This is a genomic window from Streptomyces sp. NPDC014882, from assembly GCF_043081325.1.
In the GTDB taxonomy this organism is placed as follows: domain Bacteria; phylum Actinomycetota; class Actinomycetes; order Streptomycetales; family Streptomycetaceae; genus Streptomyces.
On record NZ_JBIBWL010000004.1, the window covers coordinates 134,941 to 155,653 of the forward strand.

Consider the following 20,713-nt stretch of genomic DNA (forward strand, 5'->3'; position numbering starts at 1 on the left):
TCCGCGGGCTTCCGCGAGGGGCCGCCGGAGGCTGCGGGGGCCCGCGGAGGCACCGGCTAGGCGGGCTGCTGGGCGGCCGCGATGCGCTCGTTGCGCAGGGCCTCGTACCAGCGGTCGTCGGTCGGCGGGAGCGCGTTCACGTCGAGCGCCAGCTTCAGCAGCAGGTCCGCGATGAGCGGGTTGCGGGCCAGCACCGGACCGTGCATGTAGGTGCCGAAGACGGTGTCGTTGTACGCGCCCTCGGTGCCGTCGCCGGTGCCGTTGCCCTTGCCGATCTGGACGCGGGCGAGCGGGCGGGCGGTCGGGCCGAGGTGGGTGATGCCCTGGTGGTTCTCGAAGCCGGTGAGCGGGGGCAGCCCGAGGCGCGGGTCGATGTCCGCGAGGACGTCGCCGACGCACCGCTCGCCCTCACCGCGGGTGGTGGTGACGTCGAGCAGGCCGAGACCCGGCTCGCGCTGGCCGAGGTCGTTGACGAACTCGTGGCCCAGGATCTGGTAGCCGGCGCACACCGCGAACACGATCGCGCCGTTCTGCACCGCCTGGTACAGGTGCCCGTCGCGCCGCAGCCGCTCGGCCGCGAGCCGCTGCGGCCGGTCCTCGCCGCCGCCGATGAGGTAGATGTCGCCGGAGGTGGGGATCGGCTGGTCGCTGCGCACGTCCAGCCGCGCCACGTCCAGGCCGCGCTGCCGCGCCCGCCGTTCCACGACCAGGACGTTGCCCTGGTCGCCGTAGGTGCTGAGCAGGTCCGGGTACACCCAGACGACCCGCAGTTGGTTGTCGTTCATCACGGTGATGTATCCCTCGGGGCTCAGTTGCCGACGCGGCGGCGCAGGTCCTGGAACGCGGTGTAGTTCGCGATGACCTCGATGCGGCCGGGCGGTGCCAGCTGCACGGCCTGGTCGATGTTCTCGCACACCTGGAAGTGCTGGTTGGCGACCTCCAGGCGCACCGCGAGGTCCAGCTTGCGGTCACCGACGACGAAGATCGGGTGGCCGGTGAGACGGGTGTAGTCGACGTCCCACAGCCAGGACGTGTCGGTGCCGTCGGCGCCGCGCGCGTTCACCGAGAGGATGACCGGCGTGGGCGGCGGGTCGATCAGGCTGAACGTCTCGAGCCAGCCCGCCGGGTTCTTCGCCAGCAGCAGGCGCAGGTCGCGCTGCATGAACTGGACGACGTCGTAGCGCCCGGCGACGGCCTGCACCTGGTACATGCGCTCCAGCGCGACCTGCGGCGGCACGCCGAATACGGCGGCGACGGCGGCCGAGGAGGCGGCGTTGGCCTTGTTGGCGCGGCCCGGCAGCTGGAGGTGGATCGGCCAGGCGGAGCCGTGCGGGTCGAGGACGTGGTCGCCGGAGAGCGCCCAGCTCGGCGTCGGCCGCCGGAACCCGCACTCGCCGCAGAACCAGTCGTCGCCCGGGCGCTGCATCACGCCGCCGCAGGACGGGCAGGACCAGGCGTCGTCCTTCCACATCTGTCCGGCGGCGACCCAGATCACGTTGGGGGAGGAGGACGCGGCCCACACCACCAGCGGGTCGTCGGCGTTGGCGACGACGACGGCCTTCGAACCGGCCAGTCCCTCGCGCCAGTTCTCCGCGAGCATGCGGGTCTCGGCGGCGCGGTCCAGCTGGTCGCGGGAGAGGTTCAGCAGCGCGATGCACTTGGGCGCGGTGTCGCGGGCGACGCCGGCCAGGTACTTCTCGTCGACCTCGATCACGCCGTACTTGGCGTCGGAGCCGCCCGCGAGCGCCGAGGTGATGCCGGCCGGCATGTTCGCGCCCAGCGCGTTGGAGACGACCGGTCCCGCGGCCCGCAGGGCCTCCGCGATGAGGCGGGTGGTCGTGGTCTTGCCGTTGGTCGCCGAGACGAGGGTGACGTCCAGGTTCTGGGCGAGCCGTGCGAGGAGGTCGGGGTCGAGTTTCAGCGCCACCTTGCCGCCGATCACCGAACCGCTGCCGCGTCCAGCGGCACGCGATGCCGCCGCGACCGCCTTGCCCGCGGTCACGGCGATCTTGGCCCGCGGCGTGAGCGGGTCCGAGTTGCCTGCCATCAGTTCTCGATCCTCCTTGCGTACGCGCCGCGCCTGAAGCCTGACGGCAACGTGGTAGGTGGTCAGCCTATCGAGATCCATTCACAGTCCCGAATCCCGGCACCGTCCCACGCTGCGCACGGCATGCGCGTGTCAGGAAGGACCGTACCCTTGCCGCCATGCGACAAGGTTCCATCCCGGGTGCCCACGGGCGCGTCCGGCCCCTCACCCTGCTCGGCGATCCGGTCCTGCGGCAACCCTGTGCGGAGGTCACCGAGTTCGGTCCGGCCCTGGCCCGCCTGGTCGAGGACCTGTTCGCCACGATGTACGCGGCCCGGGGCGTGGGCCTCGCCGCCAACCAGGTCGGCGAGTCCCTGCGGGTGTTCGTCTACGACTGTCCGGACGACGACGAGGTCCGTCACCTCGGCCACGTGGTGAACCCGCGCCTGGTGGAGGTGGACGGCGTGGTGGTCCGCGGCCCCGAGGGCTGCCTGTCCCTGCCGGGCCTGGAGGCGGGGACGGAGCGCCACGACCACGCGGTGGTCGAGGGCCTCACGGTGACGGGCGAGCCGGTCACCGTCCACGGCACGGGGTTCTTCGCCAGGTGCCTGCAGCACGAGTGCGACCACCTGGAGGGGCGGGTGTACGCGGACCGGGTGACGGGGTGGCGCGGGAGACGGCTGGCGCGTCAGGTGGCACGGGCCTCCTGGGGCGGGTGAGGGCGGCGTGCGGCCGTCAGAACCCCGGGCCGCCGACCCTGTCCCCGGCCGCCGCGAGGCGGCCCCACAGCAGGTCGGCGAGGCCGCGCACCAGCTCGGCCCGGGAGCACGGCCGCTCGCCCAGCCACCAGTCGCCCGCCGCGTGCATCATGCCGACGATCCCGTGTCCCCAGACGCGGGCGAGCTGCTGGGTCCCGGGCCCGAGGTCCATCCGCTCCTCGATGACCTGGGCCAGTTCCTCGCCCATCCGCCGCAGCAGGGGGGCCGAGTGCTTGCCGACGTCGAAGCCCTGTTCGCCGGAGGCCCCGTCCGCGGGGTGCATCAGGAAGCGGTAGACCTGGGGGCGGGCCTCGATGGCCGCGAGGTAGGTCTCCAGCGTGGCCTCGACGCGCTCCCGGCGTTCGGCGGGGGCGTCCAGCGCGGCGCGCAGGGAGGCGAGCAGCGCGTCGGTGTGCCGCTTGGCGAGGGCGGCGTAGAGTCCGCCCTTGTCGCCGAAGTGGCGGTAGAGGATCGGCTTGGTGATGCCGGCCTCCGCCGCGATGGCGTTCATGGAGGCCTGGGGGCCGTCCCGGAGCACCACTCGGTCGGCGGCCTCCAGCAGTTCGCGCCTTCGGCGGTCGGCGGACCGCTGCTGCTCGGTCCGCTGCGTGGTGTCCATGTGCTCTCCCCACCCGTGCTGATTCGGTGACGCCTGCGCAAACTAACACCTGAAGACGACGCCGCATCGAACGGGCTGCTGTGCTGTCCTCGGGAGTTGACTTTTCCTACCGACCGGTAACAGACTCGCGTTACCGCTAGTAACACGCACGTTCCGCCGCTGGAGGGGACATGGCCGAGTTCACCATGGAGCTCAACGACGAACAGAGGGAGGTCCGGGACTGGCTGCACGGCTTCGCGGCCGACGTGATCCGCCCCGCGGCCGCCGAATGGGACGAGCGTGAGGAGACTCCCTGGCCGGTCATCCAGGAGGCCGCGAAGGTCGGCATCTACTCCCTCGACTTCTACGCCCAGCAGTACTTCGACGCCACCGGCCTCGGCATCCCCATGGCCATGGAGGAGCTGTTCTGGGGGGACGCGGGCATCGCCCTGTCCATCGTCGGCACCGGCCTCGCCGCCGTGGGCGTCCTCGCCAACGGCACCGAGGAGCAGATCGGCACCTGGATCCCCCAGATGTACGGCGACGCCAACGACGTCAAGGTCGCCGCCTTCTGCTCCTCCGAGCCCGACGCCGGCTCCGACGTGGCCTCGATGCGCACCCGCGCGGTGTACGACGAGGCCAAGGACGAGTGGGTGATCAACGGCACCAAGACCTGGGCGACCAACGGCGGCATCGCCAACGTCCACGTCGTGGTCGCGGTCGTCGACCCCGAGCTCGGCTCCAAGGGCCACGCCTCCTTCATCGTCCCGCCGGGCACCCCCGGCTGCTCGCAGGGCCAGAAGTTCAAGAAGCACGGCATCCGCGCCTCGCACACCGCCGAGGTGATCCTCGACGACGTGCGCGTCCCCGGCTCCTGCCTGCTCGGCGGCAAGGAGAAGCTCGACGAACGGCTGGCGCGGGCCCGCGAGCGGGCGAGGGCGGGCGGCGGCGAGCGCGTGAAGAACGCGGCCATGGCGACCTTCGAGGCCTCCCGGCCGGCGGTCGGCGCGATGGCCGTCGGCACGGCCCGCGCCGCGTACGAGGTCGCCCTCGACTACGCGATGACGCGCGAGCAGTTCGGCCGCCCGATCATCGACAACCAGGGGGTCGCCTTCCAGCTCGCCGACATGCGCACGCAGATCGACGCGGCGCGGCTGCTGGTCTGGCGCGCCTCGTGGATGGCGGTCAACGGCAAGCCGTTCACGGCCGCCGAGGGCTCCATGTCGAAGCTGTACGCCAGTGAGACGGCGAAGAAGGTGACGGCGCAGGCCGTCCAGATCCTCGGCGGCAACGGCTACACGCGGGAGTACCCGGTGGAGCGGATGCACCGCGACAGCGCGATCTACACCATCTTCGAGGGGACGAGCGAGATCCAGCGGCTGGTGATCGCCCGCACCCTGTCCGGAATGCCGATCCGGTAGCCGCCGGCGCCGGGGACCGCGCGACCGGCCACGCCGCGCCTCGCCCGCGGCAGCGCACCGGCGCCCTACGGCGCCCCGCCGCTGCTGTGGGCGATGCACGCCACGTCGATCCGGTCGGCCAGCTTCGCCAGCTCGATCGTCAGGGCGGCGACCGTGTCCTCGTCCAGCCCCTCCGCCCCGGCCTCGACGAGATGCAGCCACCGGCCTCCCAGCGTGCGGAGCAGCTTGCTCACGTCGGCCGCGGACACCTGGAGGGCTCCGCGGTCGTCGACGATCAGAGGCAGGGTCACTTCGCGGTTCACAACCGGGATCGTAGCCGCGCGGCGCTCACGCGCCGTGCCAAACCGTGGTGATGTTGCAGAACTCCCGGATTCCGTGCCCGGACAGCTCACGCCCGTAGCCGGACCGCTTGACCCCGCCGAACGGCAGCGCCGGATGGGAGGCGGTCATCCCGTTGACGAACACCCCGCCCGCCTCCAGATCCCGGACGAACCGGTCCACCTCGGCCTCCTCGCGGGTCCACACGTTGGAACTCAGCCCGAAGGGGGAGTCGTTGGCGATGAGGACCGCCTCGTCCAGGTCGGCCGCCCGGTAGAGGGTCGCCACCGGTCCGAAGGCCTCCTCGCGGTGGACGCGCATCTCGCGGTCGACGCCGGCGAGGACGGTCGGCGGGTAGTACCAGCCGGGCCCGTCCGGGCGTTCGCCACCGCACAGCACCGTGGCGCCGCTGCGCCGGGCGTCGTCCACCAGCTCCTCCAGGTCGGCGCGGCCCTGCTCGGTGGCGAGGGGACCGACCTCCGTCTCCTCCTCCAGCGGGTCGCCGACCCTCAGCGCCCGCATGCCCTCGGTGAAGCGTTCGGCGAAGCGGTCGTACACGTCGGAGTGGACGATGAACCGCTTGGCGGCGATGCACGACTGCCCGTTGTTCTGCACGCGCGCGGTCACCGCCACCTCGGCGGCCCGGTCGACGTCCGCGGACGGCATGACGACGAAGGGGTCGCTGCCGCCCAGCTCCAGCACCGTCTTCTTGACCATCTCGCCGGCGGTGGAGGCCACCGCGCGGCCCGCGGGCTCGCTGCCGGTCAGGGTGGCCGCCCTGATCCGCTCGTCGCGCAGGATCTCGTCGACCGCGGCGGAGCCGATCAGCAGGGTCTGGAAACAGCCCTCGGTGAAGCCGGCCCGGTGGAAGAGGTCCTCCAGGTAGAGGGCGGTCTGCGGGACGTTCGAGGCGTGCTTGAGCAGGCCGACGTTGCCCGCCATCAGCGCGGGCGCGGCGAAGCGGACGACCTGCCACAGCGGGAAGTTCCACGGCATCACCGCGAGCACCGGGCCCAGCGGGCGGTACCGCACCAGGGCGCGGGAGGCGCCGGAGTCCCGCACGTCGGACTCGGCCGGCCGCTCGTCGGCGAGGAGCTCCGGCGCGTGCTCGGCGTACCAGCGCATGGCCTTCGCGCACTTGGCGGCCTCCGCGCGGGCCTGCTTCACCGGCTTGCCCATCTCGGTGGTCATCACGCGGCCGATCTCCGCCCGGTCCTCGTCGAGGAGGTCGGCGGCCCGGTTCAGCAGCCGGGCGCGGTCGGCGAACGCCGTCGTGCGGTACGTGCGGAACGTGGCCTCGGCGAGCTGGAGCCGGCGTTCGAGCTCCTCCTCGTCCATGGCCTGGTACGTCTTGAGCGTCTCGCCGTTCGCCGGGTTCACCGTCGCGATGGGCATGACCGACCTCCCTCGGTGCTGGACGTGCTTCGACCTTCGCGCGTCCCGGGGGGCCCCGCAACGCGTGCGCGTCCGCTCAGCCCGAGTGCTCCGCCAGCCGGTCGAGAAACGCGGCCTGGGCCTTCACGATCACCTCGCGGGCCCGGTCCGTGCCGTACCAGGCGACCCGGTCCAGCTCCGGGAACTCCCGCATCCGCCCGGAGCGCGGCGGCCACTCCATGACGAAGGTGCCGGGGGTGATCGCGGCCGGGTCGAGGTCCGCCTCGATCGCCCAGGCCGTCACGATCTTGCCGTTCGTCTGCCGGACCTCCCCGAGCGGGAACGCCTCGCCGTCCGGCGGCGCCACCCCCAGCTCCTCCCGGAACTCGCGGCGGGCGGCCTCCCAGGCCGGCTCGTCCGGTGCGTACTCGCCCTTCACGACGGTCCAGGCGCCGGCGTCCTTCTTCGCGAAACAGGGCCCGCCCATGTGCCCCAGCAGCACCTCCGGCCCGTCGCCGGTGTGCCGGAACAGCAGCAGGCCGGCGCTGCGCCGCGCCGTCACGGCCGTACCCGCGGGTGCGCGGCCAGCACCGTCTCCACCGTGTCCGCCTGCTCCGGGCCCTTGTCCTCGCGGTAGCGGACCACGCGGGCGAAGCGCAGGGCGACGCCGGCCGGGTAGCGGCTGGAGCGCTGGATGCCGTCGTAGGCGATCTCGACGACGAGTTCGGGGCGTACGGTCACCACCCAGCCGTCGTCCTCCACGGCCAGGTCCCGCAGGCGGTCGGTCTGCCAGGCGAGCAGGGCGTCGGTCAGGCCCTTGAAGGTCTTGCCGAGCATCGCGAAGCCGCCGTCGGCGGTGCGGGCGCCGAGGTGGAGGTTGGAGAGTCTCCCGGTGCGCCGGCCGTGGCCCCACTCGGCGGCCAGCACCACCAGGTCGAGCGTGTGCACGGGCTTGACCTTCAGCCACGCCGCGCCGCGCCGGCCCGCGCCGTAGGGCGCGTCCAGGGACTTCACCACCACGCCCTCGTGGCCCCGGGCCAGCGTCTCCTCCAGGAAGTCCTCGGCCGCCCGCAGGTCCGCCTCGCCCGCCAGGACGGTCCGGCGCACCCGCATCGGCTCGGGCACCAGCCGGGCCAGCTCCGCGTGCCGCTCGAAGAAGGGCAGGTCGAGGAGGTCCCGGCCGCCGACCGACAGCGCGTCGAAGAAGACGGGGGAGACCGGGACCGCGGCGGCGGCCGCGGCCACGTCCACCCGGGAGCCGACGCGGCCCGCCGTCTCCTGGAAGGAGCGGGGCCGGCCGCTCTCGTCGAGGGCGATGACCTCACCGTCCAGGATGAACGAGTCGCCGTGCAGCTCCCTCGCCGCGGAGGTGATCTCGGGCAGCCGGTCGGTGATGTCGTCGAGGGTGCGGGTGTGCACCCGCACGGTGTCGCCGTCCCGGTGGACCTGGACGCGGATGCCGTCCAGTTTCTCCTCCACCGCGCAGGCGCCCAGCCTGCCGACCGCCTCGGCCACGGAGGACGCGGTGTGCGCGAGCATCGGCAGCACCGGACGGCCGACGGTGAGCCGGAACCGCTCCAGCGCCGCCGGCCCGTCCGCGAGCAGTGCCCGGGCCACGGTCTGGAGCGAGCCCGCCAGCATCACCGCCCGCCGCACGTCCGCCGGGGGAGCGCCGGTCGCCTCCGCGAGCCCCTCCACCGCCACCGCGTCCAGGGCGCCCTGCCGGACCTCGCCGCTGATCAGGGCGACCAGGAAACGCTGCTCGTCCTCGGTGGCGGCGCCCATCAGCTCCCCGACCAGCCGCACCCGTTCGGCCTGCGAGCCGGGGCCCGACACCTCGCGCAGAGCGGTGAGCCGGGCGTCCACCTCGCGCACGGTCAGCGTCGGCGCGGCGGCCGGGGCCACCGGGCGGCCCAGCACCTTCCCGCCGATGCCGAGCCGCCCCTGCGGGAGCCGTCCGGCGAGGTACGGGATCACGACCGGCACGTCCTCCGCCTCCGCCTCCCGGAACAGCGCGGCGAGCAGAGCGATCTTGCGGGAGCGCGCCGAGGCGGCGGCGACCTCCCGGGACACGTCGGCGAGCCGGATCAGCAGCATGCAGTCATGGTGCACCGACGGCGTGGTGGCTACACCCGGACGGCGGCGTCGAGATCGGCCATCAGCAGCTCCCCGTTGATCGCGGCGCCCGCCCGGTAACCGCGGCTCGCCGCGTTGACGACCTGTTCGGCGAAGCCGGAGGCGTTGCCCGCCGCCCACAGGCCCGGCACGGTGGTCAGGCCCCGGCCGTCGACCACCGGGTAGCGGCCGAACGGCGTCTCGGTCGTCTCGGCGCCGAGCCGGGCCAGGAGACCGGTCCGCGGGACCGCCCTGGGGGCGACGAACAGCACCTGGCGGGCGTGCACGGTCCCGTCCACGGCGGTCCCGCCCCCGGCCAGACGGACCCCGGTGAGCCGGTCGTCCTCGACGACCAGTGCGGCCACCTCGCCCGGGACGACGTCGACGCCGGCCGCGGCGAGCCGGCGCAGGTCCTCGTCGGACAGCTCCGCCTCGCCGACGGTGTGCAGGAACAGCTTCACGTCCTTCGACCACTGCGTCACCATCAGGGCCTGGTGCACGCTCATCGGGCTGGTGGCGAGCACGCCGAAGGCCTGGTCGCGGACCTCCCAGCCGTGGCAGTACGGGCAGTGCAGCACGTCCCGCCCGAACCGTTCGGCGAGGCCCTCGACCGGGGGCAGTTCGTCCTTCAGGCCGGTGGCGACGACGAGCTGACGGGCCCGCACGGTCCGTCCGCCCGCCAGCGCCACGGCGAAGCCCCCGTCCCGCGTGGCGTCCACCACCCGGTCCCGGACCAGTTCCACGCCGTACCGGGCGATCTCCTCGCGTCCGGTCGCCAGGAAATCGGCCGGGGACATCCCGTCCCGCGACAGGTAGCCCTGCATGTGCGCGGCGGGCGCGTTGCGCGGCTCGCCCGCGTCCACGACCAGGGTGCGGCGCCGGGCCCGGCCCAGGACCAGGGCGGCGGACAGTCCCGCCGCGCCGCCGCCGACGACGACCACTTCGTAGGCGTCGGCGCCTCCCGGGGCGTGCCCGGGGCCGCCGGCGTGTCCGGTTCGTCCTGTGTGTCCGGCCTGCTCGGTCCGTCCGGTGTTCGTGGTGTGCTCGGTCATCTGTGACCACCTCCACGGCCGACCGTCGCGCCATCGCTGCCGTATTGACAAACGAGTTTGCCGAAACTGCAATAGCGTCATGAGTGACGACAAGGACGACGACAGGGCCGCGGGCGAGGGCGTCGACGCGGTGCTCGCCGAGGTCGGGCCGCGACTGCGGCGGATTCGCAAGGAGCGGGGCGCGACGCTGGCGGGGCTGTCCGAGGCGACGGGCATCTCGGTGAGCACGCTGTCCCGGCTGGAGTCGGGGCTGCGCAGGCCCAGCCTGGAACTGCTGCTGCCGATCGCGCGGGCCCACGAGGTGGCGCTGGACGAACTGGTGGGCGCGCCGGCGGTGCGCGACCCGCGGGTGCGGGCGCAGCCGGTCGTCCGCCACGGCCGCACCCACTGGCCGCTGACCCGTCAGCCCGGCGGCCTCCAGGCGTTCAAGGTGCTGGAACCGCAGCGCAGGACGGACCCGGACCCCCGCACGCACGAGGGGTACGAGTGGCTGTACGTGCTGTCCGGGCGGCTGCGGCTGGTGCTGGGCGAGCACGACGTGGTGCTGTCGGCGGGGGAGGCCGCCGAGTTCGACACGCGCGTGCCGCACTGGTTCGGGTCGACGGGGGAGGGGCCGGTGGAGTTCCTCAGCCTCTTCGGGCCGCAGGGGGAGCGGATGCACGTACGGGCGCGGCCCAAGGGGGCGTGACGCGGGCGGTCTTCGCGCGTGGCGTCCCGGCGGCCTCCGTCCGCGGCGTCCCGGCGGCCTCCGTCCGTGTCGTCCCGGCGGTCCGTGCCCGTGTCGTCCCGGTGACCCGTGCCCGTGTCGTCCCGGCGGTCCGTGCCCGTGTCGTCCCGGCGGTCCGTGCCCGTGTCGTCCCGGTGACCCGTGCCCGGGACGTCCCGGTGGGACGCGCCCGCGGCGTGCCGGCGGCCCGCTCGCGACCTCCGGCGCGGGGCTGTTGTCCGCCGGCTGTTCCCTGATCGGCAAGCGACCGCTTAGTATGCGATCGACCCCGGTCAGACGACGCAGTCCCGTGGAGGCTCCGCATGCAGGCATGGCAGGTGCACGAGAACGGCGAGCCGAGCGAGGTGATGCGGCTCGCGGACATCGAGCGGCCCACGCCCGGCGACGGCCAGGTCCTGCTCAGGGTGCGCGCCGCGAACGTCAACTTCCCCGACGCGCTGATGGCCCGCGGCCACTACCAGGTCAGGCCGCCGCTGCCGTTCACCCCGGGCGTGGAGATCTGCGGCGAGACCGAGGACGGCCGCCGCGTCCTCGCCACCCCCGCGCTGCCGCACGGCGGCTTCGCCGAGTACGCCGTCGCGGACGCCGCCGCCCTGCTGCCCGCGCCCGACTCCCTGGACGACGCGGAGGCCGCCGCGCTGCACATCGGCTACCAGACGGGCTGGTTCGGCCTGCACCGCCGGGCCGGTCTCCAGGCCGGTGAGACGCTCCTCGTGCACGCTGCGGCGGGCGGGGTCGGCAGCGCGGCCGTACAGCTCGGCAAGGCGGCCGGCGCCACCGTCGTCGGGGTCGTCGGCGGGGCCGACAAGGCGGCCGTCGCCCGCGAACTGGGCTGCGACGTGGTGATCGACCGGCGCGCCGAGGACGTGATCGCCGCCGTCAAGGAGGCCACCGGCGGCCGGGGCGCCGACGTCGTCTACGACCCGGTCGGCGGCGAGGCCTACACCCAGTCCACCAAGGTCGTCGCCTTCGAGGGCCGGATCGTGGTCGTGGGCTTCGCGAGCGGGACGATCCCCAGCCCCTCGCTCAACCACGCGCTGGTGAAGAACTACGCGATCCTCGGCCTGCACTGGGGCCTGTACAACACCAAGAACCCGAAGCTGGTCCGGCACTGCCACGAGCAGCTCACCGAGCTGGCCGCCCGTGGCGCGATCAAGCCGCTGGTGAGCGAGCGCGTGCCGCTGGAGGGGGCCGCCGCCGCCGTGCAGCGGGTCGCCGACGGCGCCACCACCGGCCGGGTCGCCGTCGTCCCGCAGAACGGAGCCGCCGTATGACCGACGCAGCCGAACTCCGGCGCCGCACAGCCGAACTGCTGGCCGCGCACCCCCCGGCCGGCACCGACCGGCTGGACTTCCTCAAGGCCCGCTTCGACGCCGGACTCGCCTGGGTGCACTACCCCGAGGGGCTCGGCGGACTCGGCGCCCCGCGCTCCCTCCAGGCCGTCGTGGACGCCGAACTGGAGGCCGCCGGCGCCCCCGACAACGACCCGCGGCGCATCGGCATCGGCCTCGGCATGGCCGCGCCGACGATCCTCCAGTACGGCACCGAGGAGCAGAAGCGGCGCTTCCTGCGGCCCCTGTGGACCGGCGAGGAGGTCTGGTGCCAGCTCTTCAGCGAGCCCGGCGCCGGCTCCGACCTGGCCGCCCTCGGCACCCGGGCCGTCCGGGAGAGCGGAGGGGACTGGGTCGTCGACGGGCAGAAGGTGTGGACGTCCAGCGCCCACGTCGCCCGCTGGGCCATCCTCATCGCCCGCACCGACCCGGACGTGCCCAAGCACCGCGGCATCACGTACTTCGTGTGCGACATGACCGACCCCGGCGTGGAGGTCCGCCCGCTGCGGCAGATCACCGGCGAGGCCGAGTTCAACGAGGTCTTCCTCACCGGCGTCCGCATCCCCGACGCCCACCGCCTCGGCGAGGTCGGCGACGGCTGGCGGGTCGCGCAGACCACGCTGAACAACGAGCGGGTCGCGATCGGCGGCATGCGGCTGCCCCGCGAGGGCGGCATGATCGGGCCCGCCGCCAGGACCTGGCGCGAGCGCCCCGAACTGCGCACCCACGACCTGCACCAGCGGCTGCTGAAGCTGTGGGTGGAGGCCGAGGTCTCCCGGCTCACCGCCGAGCGGCTGCGCCAGCAGCTCGTCGCCGGCCAGCCGGGCCCCGAGGGCGCCGGCATGAAGCTCGCCTTCGCCCGCCTCAACCAGGAGATCAGCGGCCTGGAGGTGGAACTCCTCGGCGAGGAGGGCCTGTTGTACGACGACTGGACCATGCGCCGGCCCGAACACGTCGACTTCACCGGCCGCGAGGCGGGTTACCGCTACCTCCGCTCCAAGGGCAACAGCATCGAGGGCGGGACCACCGAGGTCCTGCTGAACATCGTCGCCGAGCGCGTCCTGGGCCTGCCCACCGAGCCGCGCACCGACAAGGACGTCGCCTGGAAGGACCTTGCCCGATGATGGACCTGCTGTACACCGAGGAGGAGGAGGCGCTCCGCGCCGCGGTCCGCGACCTGCTCGGCGACCACTGCGACGCGGCCGGCGTGATCGCCCGCACCGAGTCGGACGCCCCGCACGACCTCCGGCTGTGGAAGGCGCTCGCCGGCACGATGGGCCTCGCCGGACTGCTGGTGCCCGAGGAACTGGGCGGCCAGGGCGCCACCCACCGGGAGGCCGCCGTCGTCCTGGAGGAACTGGGCCGCGCGGTCGCCCCCGTCCCGTACCTCACGAGCGCGGTCGTCGCCACCGAGGCGCTGCTCGCCTTCCACCGCTCCCGGCTTCGCCCGGGCGGGGAGACCTCCGTCGCCGCCGACCTGCTCGGCCCGCTGGCACGGGCCACCGCGGTCGCGGTGCTCGCCGTCGGGCTGCACACCGCGCCGGGCGCCGCCTTCCCGACCGTACGGCTGGAGGACGGCACCCTGCACGGGAAGCTGACCGGCATCGCCGACGCCGCCTGTGCCGACCTGCTGCTCGTCCCCGCGGACGACGGCGGGCTGTACGCGGTCGACGCCGCCGCCGTCACCGTCACCCCCCAGGTGTCCTTCGACCTGACCCGCCCGCTCGCCACGGTCACCCTCGCCGGAGCCCCCGGCCGTCGGCTCGGGGACGCCGCACCCGCCGTCCGGCGGGCCCTGCGCGCCGGTGCCGGACTGCTCGCGTCCGAGCAACTCGGTTCCGCCGACTGGGCGTTGACCGAGACCGTGCGCTACCTCAAGGACCGCAAGCAGTTCAACCGGCCCGTCGGAGGCTTCCAGGCGCTCAAGCACCGGCTCGCCCAGCTGTGGCTGGAGGTCGTCAACCTGAGGGCCGCGGCCCGCGGCGCGGCGGACGCCCTGGCGACCGGTGAGGACGCCGAGGTGGCCGTCGCCGTGGCGCAGGCGTACGCGGCGCCCGTCGCCGTGCGGGCCGCCGAGGAGGCGGTCCAGCTGCACGGCGGCATCGGGATGACGTGGGAGCACCCGGCCCATCTCCACCTCAAGCGCGCGAAGGCCGACTCGATCGCCTACGGCACGGCGGGCGCCCACCGCGCCGCCCTGGCCGAACTCGTCGACCTGCGGGCCCCCTGACGGTCCCCCGCTGAAGCCCGCCCCACCCCCGGGGCGGGCTTCTTCGCGTGCTCGCGCGCAAGGTTCGCGTGCCGGCCCGGAAGGTTCGCGTGCTCGCCCGGAAGGTTCGCGCGCCTGCCCGGAAGGGGTGAACGCCCGGCGGCGGTCCGGCCAACTCCTTTCACGCGCAGGTCCATTGCGGCTCCGCCGGATTCATACTCCCTGTGGTTCGGACCGTCCCCCAGGGAGGCAGAGCATGGCCCTCATCACCCGCCGCGGAGCCCTCACCACGTTCGGCGGAGCCCTCACGGCAGTGCTGGCGCCGCCCGCCGGCAGCGCCTTCGCCGGCGAACGGCGGCACCGGCCGCGCCCGTTGTGGCACGCCCACGCCCACAACGACTACGAGCACCCCCGGCCCCTGCTCGACGCCCTCGACCACCGCTTCGGCAGCGTCGAGGCCGACGTCTTCCTCGTCGACGGCCGACTGCTCGTCGCCCACGACCCGGTGGACCTCGACCCGGCCCGCACGCTCGAGTCCCTCTACCTCGCCCCGCTCGCCGCCCGCGTCGAGGCCCACCACGGCTCGGTGTACCGCGGTTCGCGCACCCCGCTGCAACTGCTCGTCGACCTCAAGACCGAGGGCGCGTCGACGTACCTCGAACTCGACCGCCAACTGCGCCGCTACCGGCACCTGTTCACCACCTACGACCACGGCCGGGTGCGGCGCGGCCCGGTCACCGCCGTCATCTCGGGCGACCGCGCGGCCCGGGCGCCGATGGCGGCCCAGACGGTGCGCCGCGCCTTCTACGACGGCCGTCTCGCCGACCTGGGCGGCACCGACGCCTCCTTCGCCTCCCTGATCAGCGACAACTGGACGCTCCACTTCACCTGGCTCGGCGTCGGCGCCTTCCCCGACGCGGAGCGGCGCAGGCTGCGCACCCTCGTCCGGACCGCGCACGACCGCGGACAGAAGGTGCGCTTCTGGGCGACGCCGGACCTGGCGGGACCCGCACGGGAGGCACTGTGGGGCGAGCTGCTCGACGCCGGCGTCGACTACCTGAACACCGACGACCTGGCCGGCCTGGAGGCCTTCCTCGACGCCCGCGGGAGGACGTGACCACGGTCCGCCGGGCCGGTCGCCCGGCACTCCTCCGCCCGGCCGGCCGCCCCACCGGCCCGTGAACCACTCGTTCGGCGGACAGGTCAGCCGCCCGGGCGAACCCTCCCCTACGCCACACTTGCGGCCGAATGCCGCGAAAGCGGACGTAATGGAGGAGGTTGACGTGACGGTTTCCCTTTCCGTGGTGGTGTTGCTGCTGATCCTGGCGGTGATCTTCCTGCGCAACGGCGGACTGAAGGTCTCGCACGGGCTGGTCTGCCTGCTGCTCGGCTTCTTCCTGGCCGGCACGAGCATGGCCCCCACCATCCACAGCGGCCTCACGGCGACCGCCGACATCGTCGGCAGCATCCGGCCGTGAGGCCCCGCGGGGCCACCGGCTGAACCGGCCCCCGCGGGGGCCGGTTCACCGGACGAACACCCCGATGCCGTTCGGCACGGCGCGCTCCGCCCCGGCCGAGGGGTGGTTGCGCACCGACACCGTGGCCGTCCCCGGCTCCCGCGCCACCAGGGTGGAGGAACCGCCGCCGTCCAGGCTGAAGCCCTCGCTCGCCCCGAGGCTCCCGAGAGCGGCCGCGACCTCGGCGACCGTCAGGCCCCTGCGGTACGCCGGCGCACCGTCGACCGCGAACAGCAGCACCCGCCGCCCGCCGTTCGCGATGCCCACCGCGGTGCGTACCGCGGAGGTCCGCGTGTCCAGGCCCGTCAGCGGCCGCCCGCCGGTGAGCACCGGATATCCGCCGAGGACGAAGCGGTAGGCGCGCCCCGAGGCGGCGGTGAGGCCGTGGCGCACCGTCACCGGCTGCCCCGTGACCAGTTCCCTGAGGCGCCGCGCGCCCGCCTCCCGGCCGACGAGCACCGTCGTGCCCGCCGCGACCGCGCCGCCGCCCGGCGTGGCCGATGCGGCCACCACCCGGCCCTGCCGCACCGTCACCTCGTAGGTCTCCGTGACGCACGGCGCGGCCCGGTCGGTGTCGGTGCCGCAGACGGCCCGCGCCCGGGAGGCGTCGCCCCAGTCGGAGGTGTAGGCGCCGATGGAGTCCTCCGGCAGCGCGTACTGGTTGAGGCCGCCCAGCGGCCACCGCCGGCCGGGGGTGACGAGCGTCCCGTGGAGCGCCACGCGGTCCAGCCGGGCCCGCCCGTCCTCGCTGACGCCGAGCACGTCCTCGGTGTCCGTGCCGGGCGGAAGTCCGGGACCGAACCGCTGCCCCGTCGGCACGGCGGCCTTGAGCGCCCTGCCGTCCGCCACGGCGGGGCCCACGCTCGCGCCGGTCGCGGCGACGCCCGGATGCTGCGTCTCGCTGATGTCGAAGAAGTCGCCGTTGACGCCGGCGACGGCCTTCTGGGCGGTGGCCTGCCGGGAGACGGTGGCGCGGGCCGCGACCTTCCCCGGATGCAGCAGACCCAGGCTCACACGGGTGTCGGTCAGATCGACGTCGAGCACGTGCACGTGCGTCACGCCGGCACCCGCCCCGAGGTCGTACTGCCGGTACACCACGCCGGCCGCGACGGTGGTTCCCGGCCCCGGCCCCGAACCCGCCCCCGTCGCCGCCCCGGCCGGTGCCGCTCCCGTCAGGGCGGCACCGGCCAGCGTGCCGAGCGCCGTCAGCAGTGCCAGTGACGTTCTGCGGGCACGGGGACGTTCTTGACCACGTGTCACATGGCCCCCTGTCTCGTGTGGGCGGCAACCTTCTCACGGGGGCCGGGCGATACGGCGGCAGCGCGGACGGGAACGACGCGGAACGGGTGAGGGACGGCGCGAGTCCGGGGCGGCGGTCCCGAGGGGACGACGGGCGCTAACCGGCCCGTTCCGCGGCGACCGGCGCCGCGTAACAGCGCAGGGTGACCACCTGGTCGGGGCCCCACCTCCGGTCCACGCGACCGAGGTCCCGCCAGCCGAGCCGGGCGTAGAAGGACGCCGCCGGATCGGTGGCCACCACGTCGAGCACGGGGTGCAGGCCGCGGGAGCGCGCCTCCCCGGCGGCCCGCTCCACGAGGGCCGCTCCCGCGCCGAGTCCGCGCGCCTCGGGCGCCACGAACAGCCGGTTCACACCGGCCGCCGGCACCCCGTTCCCGCGCGCCGCCCACAACGCCGGTGCGGGATCGCCGTCCTCGCCCCGGCACAGCGCGGCGTGCCCGACGATCCGTCCCTCCCGTTCGGCGACCCAGGCGGCCAGGAGCGTGACGGGGGTGAGCCAGGAGGCGGGATCGGCGGGCCAGTCGACCGGGTAGCGGCTGTGCGCGTGCACCAGCGCCAGCGCGCTCACGCAGTCGTCCAGGTCGGCCGGCACCCGGGGCCGGACGGAGAGGGCAGGGGCTGCGGCGGGGTCGGGGATCACCGTCGTATGCAAGCACGGCGACACGTCACGGGGCACGCGATCACGGATGTCGGGGGAGGAACGGGAAGGGGGCGAAGGGGCAAGGACGGGAGCGCCGCTGACGGCTCGTCCGCTCGGCTGTGGTTCCTCCCCGTCCTCGGCCCCTCCATCCCTCCGTCCCTCCGTCCCTCCGCTCATCCGCGAGCGCGGAGGTACGCCTCCAGCTCGGCGGCCCCGGACACCATGGCCCGGCCGCGTGCCGAGAGCCGGGCACGCCACTCGGCCAGGGCGGCCTCCAGGGGCTCGACCCCGCCGGCCGACCGCACCTGGGCCGCGTCCCACGGGCTGGTGGTGATGAAGTTCGCCAGGGTCTGCCGGTTGCCGTCCTCGCCCAGCCGGGCGGCCGTCGGTTCCACCGACTTGCGCCGCCCGTCCAGCAGCAGGCCCCGCAGATACACCTGGCCCCACCGGCGTTGATCCGCCCGCGCGAACGGCTCGAACACCTCCGCCGCGAAGTCCTCCGGATCACACCGGACCGCGGCCGGCTCCCCACCCGTCACAACAGGTCAACGGAACAAGCGATCAAACGGACACGCCACCGGTGAGTGAACCTGACCAGGCATTACCAGGGGTGTCCGACACATGCCCGCGCCGCCCGGGTCAGCGCACCGGGTGCCCGCTCAGGACGGAGACCCGGTTGAAGGCGTTGATGGTGACCGCCACCCAGAGCACCGCCGCGATCTGGTCCTCGGTGAGGGCCTCGCGGGCGTCGGCGTACGCGGTCTCGCGCAGGGCGGCGTCGGCGGGGAAGGTGGTCGCCTCCGCCAGCGCCAGGGCCGCCCGCTCCAGCGGGCTGAACAGTTCGGTGTCCCGCCACGCGGCGAGCACGCCGAGCCGCCGGGCCGACTCCCCGGCGCGCAGGGCGGCCCGGGTGTGCAGGTCGAGGCAGAAGGCGCAGTCGTTGAGCTGCGAGACGCGCAGGTTGACCAGTTCCACGACGGTGCGCTCCAGACCCGCCTCGGCGGCGGTCGCGCGCACGGCCTCGGAGGTCTGCACGAGTGCGTGGTAGGCCCGGGGGCTCTGCTTGTCGATGAAGATCCGTCGAGTCACAGTCGAATATAGAACGTCCCGGGGCCCGACGTCCCCTCGTGCCAGGGGCGTTGTCAGTGGTGGGAGGCAGGATGACGGGCATGACGACACCTGCCGCACAGATCGTGGACGCCGCCGCCTACGCGCAGGCGGTCGAGGACGCCGTACGGGCGTCCGCCGCCTACTACACCGGGGGCACCTCGGTGCTGGACGACGACGCCTACGACCGGCTGGTGCGGTCCATCGCGGACTGGGAGGCCGCCCATCCCGGACAGGTGCTGCCCGACTCGCCCAGCGGAAAGGTGGCCGGCGGCGCCGTCGAGGGCGACGTCCCGCACACGGTCGCGATGCTCAGCCTGGACAACGTGTTCTCTCCCGAGGAGTTCACCGCCTGGGCGGCCTCGCTGGCGCGGCGCGTCGGCCACGAGAGCGAGCGCTACAGCGTCGAGCCGAAACTGGACGGCCTGGCGATCGCGGCCCGTTACACCCGGGGCCGTCTGACGCGGCTGATCACGCGGGGCGACGGGACGGCGGGCGAGGACGTCACGCACGCCGTCGGCACCGTCGAGGGCCTGCCCGAGCGGCTGACCGAGCCGGTCACCGTGGAGGTGCGCGGCGAAGTCCTGATGACGACCGCCCAGTTCGAGCACGCCAACGAGGTCCGCACCGCGCACGGCGGCCAGCCGTTCGCCAACCCGCGCAACGCCGCCGCCGGCACCCTGCGCGCCAGGGACCGCGCCTACACCGTGCCGATGACCTTCTTCGGCTACGGCCTGCTGCCCCTCGACGGCACCGGGGCCGGCCTCGCCGCCGCCCTCGACGAGGCCGCCCACAGCGACCTGATGGCCCGGGCCGCGACGCTCGGCGTGAACACGACCGCCACGACGGCCGTACCCGGCGTCACCGCGGACACCGTGGAGGACGTCCTGGCCCGGGTGCGGGAGATCGCCGCCGTGCGGCCGCACCTGCCCTTCGGCATCGACGGGATCGTCGTCAAGGCCGACCTCGCCGCCGACCAGCGGGCCGCCGGGTCGGGTTCCAGAGCCCCGCGCTGGGCGATCGCCTACAAGCTGCCGGCCGTCGAGAAGATCACCCGCCTGCTGGAGGTGCAGTGGAACGTGGGCCGCACCGGCATCATCGCGCCCCGCGCCGTCCTCGCCCCGGTGGAGATCGACGGCTCCACCATCACCTACGCCACCCTCCACAACCCGGCCGACATCACCCGCCGCGACCTGCGCCTGGGCGACCACGTGATGGTCCACCGGGCGGGTGACGTCATCCCCCGCGTCGAGGCGCCCGTCGCCCACCTGCGCACCGGCGAGGAACAGCCGATCGTCTTCCCCGAGGCGTGCCCGCGCTGCGGATCGGCCATCGACACCGGCGAGCAGCGCTGGCGCTGCGAGAACGGCCGCAACTGCCACCTGGTCGCCTCCCTCTCCTACGCCGCCGGACGCGACCAGCTCGACATCGAGGGCCTCGGCCACACCCGCGTCGTGCAACTCGTCGAGGCGGGCCTGGTGGCCGATCTCGCCGACCTGTTCACCCTCACCCGCGACCAGCTCCTCGGCCTGGACCGGATGGGCGGGACCAGCACCGACAACCTCCTCGCCGCCATCGCCGCGGCCAAGGGCAGACCGCTGGCGCGCGTGCTGTGCGCACTCGGCGTGCGCGGCACCGGACGCTCCATGTCCCGCCGCATCGCCCGGTACTTCGCCACCATGGACGAGCTGCGCGCCGCCGACGCGGAGACGGTCCGGCGGGTGGAGGGCATCGGCGCCGAGAAGGCCCCGTCCATCGTCGCGGAACTCGCCGAACTCGGCCCGCTCATCGACAAGCTCGTCGCGGCCGGCGTCAACATGACCGAGCCCGGCGCGACGCCGCCCGCCCCGCCGTCCGACGGGACCGACGGCGGCACCGGGACGGCGGACGGCGCGCACGCCACCACCACCGGCACCGCCCGCGCCACCGACGTCACCGCGTCGGCGGGCGGGCCGCTGGCCGGCATGACGGTGGTGGTCACCGGCGCGATGACCGGTCCGCTCGAGAAGCTCAGCCGCAACGAGATGAACGAACTGGTGGAACGGGCCGGCGGCCGCTCCTCCTCCAGCGTCTCCAAGCGGACGAGCCTGGTCGTCGCCGGGGAGGGCGCCGGTTCCAAGCGGGCCAAGGCGGAGTCCCTCGGCGTGCGCCTGGCGACCCCCGACGAGTTCGCCCTTCTCGTCGCCGGCCTCGTCGGCTGACCGCGACCGCCCCGGGCGGA

The 20,713-nt window shown here is 74.1% G+C and carries 20 protein-coding genes and 1 pseudogene; 9 read left to right on the forward strand and 12 right to left on the reverse strand.

Features of this window, described 5'->3' with window-relative positions:
- Positions 1-56: 56 nt before the first annotated feature.
- Together ACF09K_RS11860 and ACF09K_RS11865 are read right to left on the reverse strand one after the other, a co-directional pair.
- Complete coding sequence (locus ACF09K_RS11860) at positions 57-785, reverse strand: glutamine amidotransferase (protein ID WP_363089799.1); 729 nt, start codon at positions 783-785, stop codon at positions 57-59.
- A 23-nt stretch (positions 786-808) separates the two neighbouring features.
- Positions 809-2,047 carry a MurT ligase domain-containing protein gene (locus ACF09K_RS11865; protein WP_392242665.1) on the reverse strand — a complete coding sequence of 413 codons (1,239 nt, stop codon included), beginning with the start codon at positions 2,045-2,047 and terminating at the stop codon, positions 809-811.
- Positions 2,048-2,205: 158 nt separating this feature from the next.
- Here ACF09K_RS11865 and def point away from each other — a divergent pair, with 158 nt between their 5' ends.
- Positions 2,206-2,745, forward strand: a complete 540-nt coding sequence (gene def, locus ACF09K_RS11870; protein ID WP_392242667.1) for a peptide deformylase — start codon at positions 2,206-2,208, stop codon at positions 2,743-2,745.
- A gap of 16 nt (positions 2,746-2,761) precedes the next feature.
- On the opposite strand, the gene ACF09K_RS11875 is transcribed toward def, so the two are convergent.
- A complete protein-coding gene (locus tag ACF09K_RS11875; protein ID WP_392242669.1) occupies positions 2,762-3,403 on the reverse strand; it encodes a TetR family transcriptional regulator in 642 nt (213 codons plus the stop codon).
- Positions 3,404-3,573: 170 nt separating this feature from the next.
- On the opposite strand from ACF09K_RS11875, the gene ACF09K_RS11880 reads away from it, so the two are divergent.
- Entirely contained in the window at positions 3,574-4,803 is a 1,230-nt protein-coding gene (locus ACF09K_RS11880; protein ID WP_392242671.1) for an acyl-CoA dehydrogenase family protein, read from the forward strand.
- 65 nt (positions 4,804-4,868) lie between these two features.
- Here the strand turns inward: ACF09K_RS11880 and ACF09K_RS11885 are convergent, their stop codons facing one another.
- The 5 genes from ACF09K_RS11885 to ACF09K_RS11905 all read right to left on the reverse strand — a co-directional run bounded on the left by ACF09K_RS11885 (position 4,869) and on the right by ACF09K_RS11905 (position 9,662).
- A complete protein-coding gene (locus ACF09K_RS11885) occupies positions 4,869-5,105 on the reverse strand; it encodes a DUF6213 family protein (protein ID WP_329214575.1) in 237 nt (78 codons plus the stop codon).
- Between the two features lie 25 nt (positions 5,106-5,130).
- Entirely contained in the window at positions 5,131-6,516 is a 1,386-nt protein-coding gene (locus ACF09K_RS11890) for an NADP-dependent succinic semialdehyde dehydrogenase (protein ID WP_392242673.1), read from the reverse strand.
- A 76-nt stretch (positions 6,517-6,592) separates the two neighbouring features.
- Positions 6,593-7,057, reverse strand: coding sequence for an NUDIX domain-containing protein (locus tag ACF09K_RS11895; protein WP_392242675.1), 465 nt, complete (start codon positions 7,055-7,057; stop codon positions 6,593-6,595).
- Positions 7,054-8,592 carry an ATP-dependent DNA ligase gene (locus ACF09K_RS11900; RefSeq protein WP_392242677.1) on the reverse strand — a complete coding sequence of 513 codons (1,539 nt, stop codon included), beginning with the start codon at positions 8,590-8,592 and terminating at the stop codon, positions 7,054-7,056. The genes ACF09K_RS11895 and ACF09K_RS11900 overlap by 4 nt, the downstream gene beginning before the upstream one ends.
- Positions 8,593-8,621: 29 nt before the next feature.
- On the reverse strand, positions 8,622-9,662 hold the full coding sequence (locus ACF09K_RS11905; protein WP_392242678.1) for an NAD(P)/FAD-dependent oxidoreductase: 1,041 nt from the start codon (positions 9,660-9,662) through the stop codon (positions 8,622-8,624).
- A 79-nt stretch (positions 9,663-9,741) separates the two neighbouring features.
- Here ACF09K_RS11905 and ACF09K_RS11910 point away from each other — a divergent pair, with 79 nt between their 5' ends.
- The 6 genes from ACF09K_RS11910 (at position 9,742) to ACF09K_RS11935 (ending at position 15,407) form a co-directional block, all read left to right on the forward strand.
- The gene (locus ACF09K_RS11910) at positions 9,742-10,350 is read left to right on the forward strand and encodes a helix-turn-helix domain-containing protein (protein WP_392242680.1); all 609 of its coding nucleotides are present in this window, start codon (positions 9,742-9,744) and stop codon (positions 10,348-10,350) included.
- Between the two features lie 341 nt (positions 10,351-10,691).
- Positions 10,692-11,663 (forward strand): NADPH:quinone oxidoreductase family protein, encoded by a 972-nt coding sequence (locus tag ACF09K_RS11915; protein ID WP_392242681.1) that lies wholly within the window; start codon positions 10,692-10,694, stop codon positions 11,661-11,663.
- Positions 11,660-12,844 (forward strand): acyl-CoA dehydrogenase family protein, encoded by a 1,185-nt coding sequence (locus ACF09K_RS11920; protein WP_392242683.1) that lies wholly within the window; start codon positions 11,660-11,662, stop codon positions 12,842-12,844. The genes ACF09K_RS11915 and ACF09K_RS11920 overlap by 4 nt, the downstream gene beginning before the upstream one ends.
- A complete protein-coding gene (locus ACF09K_RS11925) occupies positions 12,841-13,950 on the forward strand; it encodes an acyl-CoA dehydrogenase family protein (protein ID WP_392242684.1) in 1,110 nt (369 codons plus the stop codon). The genes ACF09K_RS11920 and ACF09K_RS11925 overlap by 4 nt, the downstream gene beginning before the upstream one ends.
- Before the next feature lie 235 nt (positions 13,951-14,185).
- On the forward strand, positions 14,186-15,046 hold the full coding sequence (locus ACF09K_RS11930; RefSeq protein ID WP_392242686.1) for a phosphatidylinositol-specific phospholipase C/glycerophosphodiester phosphodiesterase family protein: 861 nt from the start codon (positions 14,186-14,188) through the stop codon (positions 15,044-15,046).
- A gap of 166 nt (positions 15,047-15,212) precedes the next feature.
- On the forward strand, positions 15,213-15,407 hold the full coding sequence (locus ACF09K_RS11935; RefSeq protein ID WP_392242687.1) for a hypothetical protein: 195 nt from the start codon (positions 15,213-15,215) through the stop codon (positions 15,405-15,407).
- Between the two features lie 45 nt (positions 15,408-15,452).
- Here ACF09K_RS11935 and ACF09K_RS11940 read toward each other — a convergent pair whose 3' ends face one another.
- From ACF09K_RS11940 to ACF09K_RS11955, 4 genes and pseudogenes are all read right to left on the reverse strand, one after another.
- Positions 15,453-16,706 carry a phosphodiester glycosidase family protein gene (locus ACF09K_RS11940; RefSeq protein ID WP_392242689.1) on the reverse strand — a complete coding sequence of 418 codons (1,254 nt, stop codon included), beginning with the start codon at positions 16,704-16,706 and terminating at the stop codon, positions 15,453-15,455.
- Positions 16,707-16,842: 136 nt separating this feature from the next.
- Complete coding sequence (locus tag ACF09K_RS11945) at positions 16,843-17,385, reverse strand: GNAT family N-acetyltransferase (protein ID WP_392242691.1); 543 nt, start codon at positions 17,383-17,385, stop codon at positions 16,843-16,845.
- 299 nt (positions 17,386-17,684) lie between these two features.
- A pseudogene (locus tag ACF09K_RS11950) lies at positions 17,685-17,867 on the reverse strand (transposase); the annotation flags it as partial.
- A 157-nt stretch (positions 17,868-18,024) separates the two neighbouring features.
- Positions 18,025-18,474, reverse strand: a complete 450-nt coding sequence (locus ACF09K_RS11955; RefSeq protein WP_392242693.1) for a carboxymuconolactone decarboxylase family protein — start codon at positions 18,472-18,474, stop codon at positions 18,025-18,027.
- Positions 18,475-18,545: 71 nt separating this feature from the next.
- Between ACF09K_RS11955 and ligA the strand changes: the two genes are divergently transcribed.
- Complete coding sequence (ligA, locus tag ACF09K_RS11960) at positions 18,546-20,693, forward strand: NAD-dependent DNA ligase LigA (RefSeq protein ID WP_392242695.1); 2,148 nt, start codon at positions 18,546-18,548, stop codon at positions 20,691-20,693.
- The last annotated feature ends 20 nt before the right edge of the window (positions 20,694-20,713 follow it).

Bases quoted from the DNA above. Each gene is read 5' to 3' on its own strand.
- ACF09K_RS11915 (WP_392242681.1), top strand. From the start codon at position 10,692: ATGCAGGCATGGCAGGTGCACGAGAACGGCGAGCCGAGCGAGGTGATG.
- ACF09K_RS11875 (WP_392242669.1), bottom strand. From the start codon at position 3,403: ATGGACACCACGCAGCGGACCGAGCAGCAGCGGTCCGCCGACCGCCGA.
- ACF09K_RS11925 (WP_392242684.1), top strand. From the start codon at position 12,841: ATGATGGACCTGCTGTACACCGAGGAGGAGGAGGCGCTCCGCGCCGCG.
- ACF09K_RS11900 (WP_392242677.1), bottom strand. From the start codon at position 8,592: ATGCTGCTGATCCGGCTCGCCGACGTGTCCCGGGAGGTCGCCGCCGCC.
- ACF09K_RS11905 (WP_392242678.1), bottom strand. From the start codon at position 9,662: ATGACCGAGCACACCACGAACACCGGACGGACCGAGCAGGCCGGACAC.
- ACF09K_RS11890 (WP_392242673.1), bottom strand. From the start codon at position 6,516: ATGCCCATCGCGACGGTGAACCCGGCGAACGGCGAGACGCTCAAGACG.
- ACF09K_RS11920 (WP_392242683.1), top strand. From the start codon at position 11,660: ATGACCGACGCAGCCGAACTCCGGCGCCGCACAGCCGAACTGCTGGCC.
- ACF09K_RS11860 (WP_363089799.1), bottom strand. From the start codon at position 785: ATGAACGACAACCAACTGCGGGTCGTCTGGGTGTACCCGGACCTGCTC.
- ACF09K_RS11865 (WP_392242665.1), bottom strand. From the start codon at position 2,047: ATGGCAGGCAACTCGGACCCGCTCACGCCGCGGGCCAAGATCGCCGTG.
- ACF09K_RS11910 (WP_392242680.1), top strand. From the start codon at position 9,742: ATGAGTGACGACAAGGACGACGACAGGGCCGCGGGCGAGGGCGTCGAC.
- ACF09K_RS11880 (WP_392242671.1), top strand. From the start codon at position 3,574: ATGGCCGAGTTCACCATGGAGCTCAACGACGAACAGAGGGAGGTCCGG.
- def (WP_392242667.1), top strand. From the start codon at position 2,206: ATGCGACAAGGTTCCATCCCGGGTGCCCACGGGCGCGTCCGGCCCCTC.
- ligA (WP_392242695.1), top strand. From the start codon at position 18,546: ATGACGGGCATGACGACACCTGCCGCACAGATCGTGGACGCCGCCGCC.
- ACF09K_RS11930 (WP_392242686.1), top strand. From the start codon at position 14,186: ATGGCCCTCATCACCCGCCGCGGAGCCCTCACCACGTTCGGCGGAGCC.